Source organism: Allofournierella sp. (genome assembly GCF_017889395.1).
Classification (GTDB): domain Bacteria; phylum Bacillota; class Clostridia; order Oscillospirales; family Ruminococcaceae; genus Allofournierella.
In genome coordinates this window covers 1-4,179 of sequence record NZ_JAGHKE010000127.1, presented here as the reverse complement: position 1 = coordinate 4,179, position 4,179 = coordinate 1, and the positions used below count along the sequence as shown (strand labels likewise).

General features: G+C 60.8%; 4 protein-coding genes and 1 tRNA gene. 1 reads left to right on the top strand and 4 read right to left on the bottom strand.

The features are described from left to right. Positions 1 to 21: 21 nt before the first annotated feature. Positions 22 to 97: transfer RNA gene (locus J7G73_RS12495), tRNA-Ala, on the top strand. A gap of 127 nt (positions 98 to 224) precedes the next feature. Here the strand turns inward: J7G73_RS12495 and J7G73_RS12490 are convergent. The 4 genes from J7G73_RS12490 to J7G73_RS12475 form a co-directional block, all read right to left on the bottom strand. Continuing rightward, entirely contained in the window at positions 225 to 1,253 is a 1,029-nt protein-coding gene (locus J7G73_RS12490; protein ID WP_291246500.1) for a WG repeat-containing protein, read from the bottom strand. Positions 1,254 to 1,398: 145 nt separating this feature from the next. Then, a complete protein-coding gene (gene rlmH, locus J7G73_RS12485) occupies positions 1,399 to 1,884 on the bottom strand; it encodes a 23S rRNA (pseudouridine(1915)-N(3))-methyltransferase RlmH (RefSeq protein WP_291246499.1) in 486 nt (161 codons plus the stop codon). 5 nt (positions 1,885 to 1,889) lie between these two features. Then, positions 1,890 to 2,678, bottom strand: a complete 789-nt coding sequence (locus J7G73_RS12480; RefSeq protein WP_291246498.1) for an MBL fold metallo-hydrolase — start codon at positions 2,676 to 2,678, stop codon at positions 1,890 to 1,892. Between the two features lie 76 nt (positions 2,679 to 2,754). Further along, positions 2,755 to 4,038, bottom strand: coding sequence for a UDP-N-acetylglucosamine 1-carboxyvinyltransferase (locus J7G73_RS12475; protein WP_087295014.1), 1,284 nt, complete (start codon positions 4,036 to 4,038; stop codon positions 2,755 to 2,757). Between the last annotated feature and the right edge of the window lie 141 nt (positions 4,039 to 4,179).

Genomic DNA, 4,179 nt, shown 5'->3' with positions numbered 1-4,179 from the left:
GCAAAACGGCAGCAAACATATGGGGGTATAGCTCAGCTGGGAGAGCGCTTGAATGGCATTCAAGAGGTCAGCGGTTCGATCCCGCTTATCTCCACCAGAAAGACCTGAAACTTCGGTTTCAGGTCTTTTTCTTTTGTTTCAGGCTGCCCTCTTCCGCAGCAGAAAAGCCCACCGGCGCGAATGTGCGCCGGTGGGCTTTTGCCTTTATTCCTTGATTGTTTTGCTCAGCTGGCCTGCGGAGGGTAGTCGCTCAGATTCACCACGCCCCAGCCCTGGGCGGTGCGCACCCAGGCGGTGGACTCGTCCGCCGCACTGGCCGCGCCCAGAAAGTCCATGCTGGTCTTCTGGCGGCCGGTCAGGCTGATATAACCCCAGCCGCTCTCGGCCTTCACCGCGGCCCGGTCACCGTTGAAGGGCAGGGCCTCCAGATACTTGCATTCCACCATCTGCTCACCGGTCTCCTGGTTCACATAGCCCCACAGGCCGTTCTGCTTCACCGCGAAGGTTCCGGTGCTGGCCCGCTGGATCTCCTCATAAACCTGCTTGTTCAGCGCGGTGCCGTCTGGCTTGAAGAGCATATAGCCCTCAGTCTCGCCCACGATCACCGGGGCGGACTCATCGTTCAAAAAGCTGCCCTTCCAGCTTGCATCCTCCTGGGTGGTGGGGGTGATGGTCACCACAGTGGCGATCACCGGCTCCAGCGTGTTCAGCATCTCCTGGTTCCAGGAGACCAGCGTCTCCATGTTTTCCAGATACAGGGCCTTGGTCTTGGTGTCGTAATAGATGGGGGTTTCAAACTGGCCATGCCCGCCGGAGCCGATCACCTCGCCCTTGGCGTTATAGATCTCGGTCTCCCCCTCATTGGTGATGCCGCACACCGGGCACCAGTGTACATCCTTTTCCGCCGGGATCACGATATTGCCCTTCAGGTCGATCACGCCGGTTTTTCCGTTCTGGGTGAAGAAGGCCAGCTGTTCCCGCTCCTCCAGGCTCAGCTGGGTCTGGGAGGGTGCAGAATAGTCCGCCAGCGAGCCCACGATGTCGATATCCTTCACCGGTCCCACCACAAAGCCCGCCTGAGGCTTGGGGGTGGCGGTGGGCGCGGCGCTGGCCTGAGGCTGCACGGTGGAGGGCGCGCTGGTCTTTTCCGGGCCGATCACGGTCACGTCGTAGCCGTCGTTTGACTTCTTGCAGGCGGTAAAGCTCACCGCCAGGCACACCGCCAGCGCGGCGGCGATCCATTTTTTATTCAAGGGGGATTCTCCTCTCTATGATGGCCCTGCGCGCTGTTGCTGCGCGGGCCGGATTTCTGTTATTGTACCACGAAACTGTGAATTTTTCAAAAACGGAAGCTTTCAAAACGCAAAGAGGCCCACCGGAACCGGCAGGCCTTCTGCATTACTTATGATACTTGATGTGGTTGTTGATGGCAAACGCCCGGTAGAGCTGCTCGGTGAGCACCAGGCGGGCCAGCTGATGGGGCAGAGTAACCCGTCCCAGGCTGATTTTCATGGCTGCCGCCTGCTTCACCATGGGGGCCAGACCGTGGGAGGAGCCGATCACAAAGGCCATATCCCCCGCGCCGCTCATGGCCCGGTCCGCAATGGCCGCCGCCAGCTCCTCGCTGGAGATCAGCTTGCCCTCCACGCACAGTGCCACCAGAGCCGCACCCTTGCGCACATTGGCCAGGATCGCCCGGCCCTCCTTTTCCAGTGCTTTGTCGATCACCGCCTGGCTGGCGTTCTTCTCGCTGATGGTCTCCTCCGGCAGCTCGATGATGCGAAACTCACAGAAGGCCCCCAGCCGCTTCTGGTACTCGGCCACGCCCGCGGCAAAATAGCTGGCATTCAGCTTGCCGATACAAATCAAATCGATCTTTTGCATACTCGTTAAAACTCCATCCAATCACTGGGCTCGTTGCGCTTCTGGGCCTGGATGACCACATTCTCGCCGGGCTTGAGCCCCGCGCACAGAATTGCCTCCCGCACCGTGGCCAGCGCCAGCTCGGGGGTATTGTTCTCCCGGCTCAAATGGCACAGGGCAATTTTCTCGCAGCCGTCCTGTAAAAGCTCCAGCACCTTGGCGGCACACTCCGCGTTGTCCAGGTGGCCCCGGTCGGACTGGATGCGCCGCTTCAGATGATAGGGATAGGAACCCATCATCAGGCAGTTGCGGTCGTAGTTGGACTCCAGCGCCGCCAGCTTCACCCCGGCCAGCGCCTGGTGCACCTGGGGCGTGAGCACGCCCAGGTCGGTGGCGATGGCCATGACTCCGCCGTCCGGCGTGCGGATGCGATAGCCGCAGCAGGGTACATCGTGGCTGGTGGGGAATGCCTCCACCACAAAGACGCCGATCTCCTCCGGCCGGCCCTCGATGGCGATCAGCTCGGCCGCCGGGGGCACCAGCTCCATGTCCAGCAGGTTGTCCAGCGTGGCGCTGCAGCCGTAGACCGGCACGTTATAATGCTTCAAAAACACCCGCAGCCCCTGGACGTGGTCGGAATGCTCGTGGGTGATCAGGATGCCCTGCATGTCCGCCACGGCCAGGCCCATCTCCTTCAGGGCGTTCAGGGTGGTGCGGCAGCTTTTGCCCATATCAATGAGCAGATACTTGCCCTCGCAGCGCACCACCGAGCAGTTTCCGGAGGAACCGGAATAAAGAGAAGTAAAAAATGCCATGAATTCTCCTATATGTATACAAAAGGCCGCGGAAAACGCAGCTCCGCGGCCTTTTTCTTCTTCGGTCAGAGGTGGATTACAGTGCCTGCGGCAAACCGGTGGCGGGCTTTTCCACCCGGCGGATATCCGCGCCCAGCCCCTGCAGCTTTTCCACCAGGTCCTCGTAGCCGCGCTCGATGTGCGCGATCTCCGATACCTCGCTGGTGCCCTTGGCGCTCAGCGCAGCCATGACCAGCGCGGCACCTGCCCGCAGGTCGGAAGCGCGCAGCGGCGCAGGCTGCAGCTCGGGCACGCCCTCGATCACGGCCACCTGGCCGTCCACCTGAATATTCGCGCCCATGCGCACCAGCTCATCCACATAGCGGAAGCGGTTTTCCCAGATGCCCTCGGTCACGATGGAGGTGCCCTTGGCGGTGGTGAGCAGCACGGTCATCAGAGGCTGCATATCGGTGGGGAAGCCCGGATGGGGCATGGTCTTGATCTTCAGCGGCATCAAGTCGCCGGTGCGGCATACACGGATGGAGTCGTCATATTCCTCCACGGTCACGCCGGCCAGCTCCATCTTGGCGGTGATGGGCTCCAGATGCTTGGGGATCACGTTCTTGATGAGCACGTTGCCCCCGGTGATGGCGGCGGCCACCATGTAGCTGCCGGCCTCGATCTGGTCCGGGATGATGGAATAGGTGCAGCCGTGCATGCTCTTCTTGCCGCGGATACGGATCACGTCGGTACCCGCGCCGCGCACATCGGCACCCATCATGTTCAAAAAGTTGGCCAGGTCCACGATGTGGGGCTCCTTGGCCACGTTCTCCAGCACGGTCTGACCCTCGGCCAGCACGGCGCTGAGCATGGCGTTCATGGTGGCGCCCACCGACACATTGTCAAAGAACACATGCGCGCCCTTCAGGGGGCTGCCGCTCACCTTGATCATGCCGTACTCCACCGAATCGCCTGCGCCCAGAGCGCTGAAGGCCTTCAGGTGCTGGTCAATGGGGCGGGGACCCAGGTTGCAGCCGCCGGGCATGGCGACCTGGCCGGAGCCGAACCGGCCCAGCAAAGCGCCCAGGAAATAGTAGCTTGCCCGCATCTGACGGGACAAATCGTCCGGCACCTCGGTGCTGTTGATGTGGGTGGTGTCAATTTCGTAGGTATTTTTATTGAGCATCCGCACCTTAGCGCCCAGGGCGGTGAGGATCTCCAGCGAGACGGCCACATCGCTGATGGCGGGCACGTTCTCGATCACGCATTTATCGGCTGCCAGGATAGTGGCGGGCAAAATGGCTACCACCGCGTTCTTCGCACCGCTGATGGTCACTTCGCCCTGAAGGGGTTTGCCCCCGTTGATAACAAATTTCTCCACGATAACTCTCCTTTGCGCGCTTTGAGGCGTTCTGCTTCAACTGCATCACAACTGTTATATTATACACCGGATCTCCGCGGAATGAAAGGTTTGAGAGTAGTATTTACGTATTTTGTAACCTCTATGCGCCAGCTGCGCACA

Bases quoted from the DNA above. Each gene is read 5' to 3' on its own strand.
- rlmH (WP_291246499.1), bottom strand. From the start codon at position 1,884: ATGCAAAAGATCGATTTGATTTGTATCGGCAAGCTGAATGCCAGCTAT.
- J7G73_RS12480 (WP_291246498.1), bottom strand. From the start codon at position 2,678: ATGGCATTTTTTACTTCTCTTTATTCCGGTTCCTCCGGAAACTGCTCG.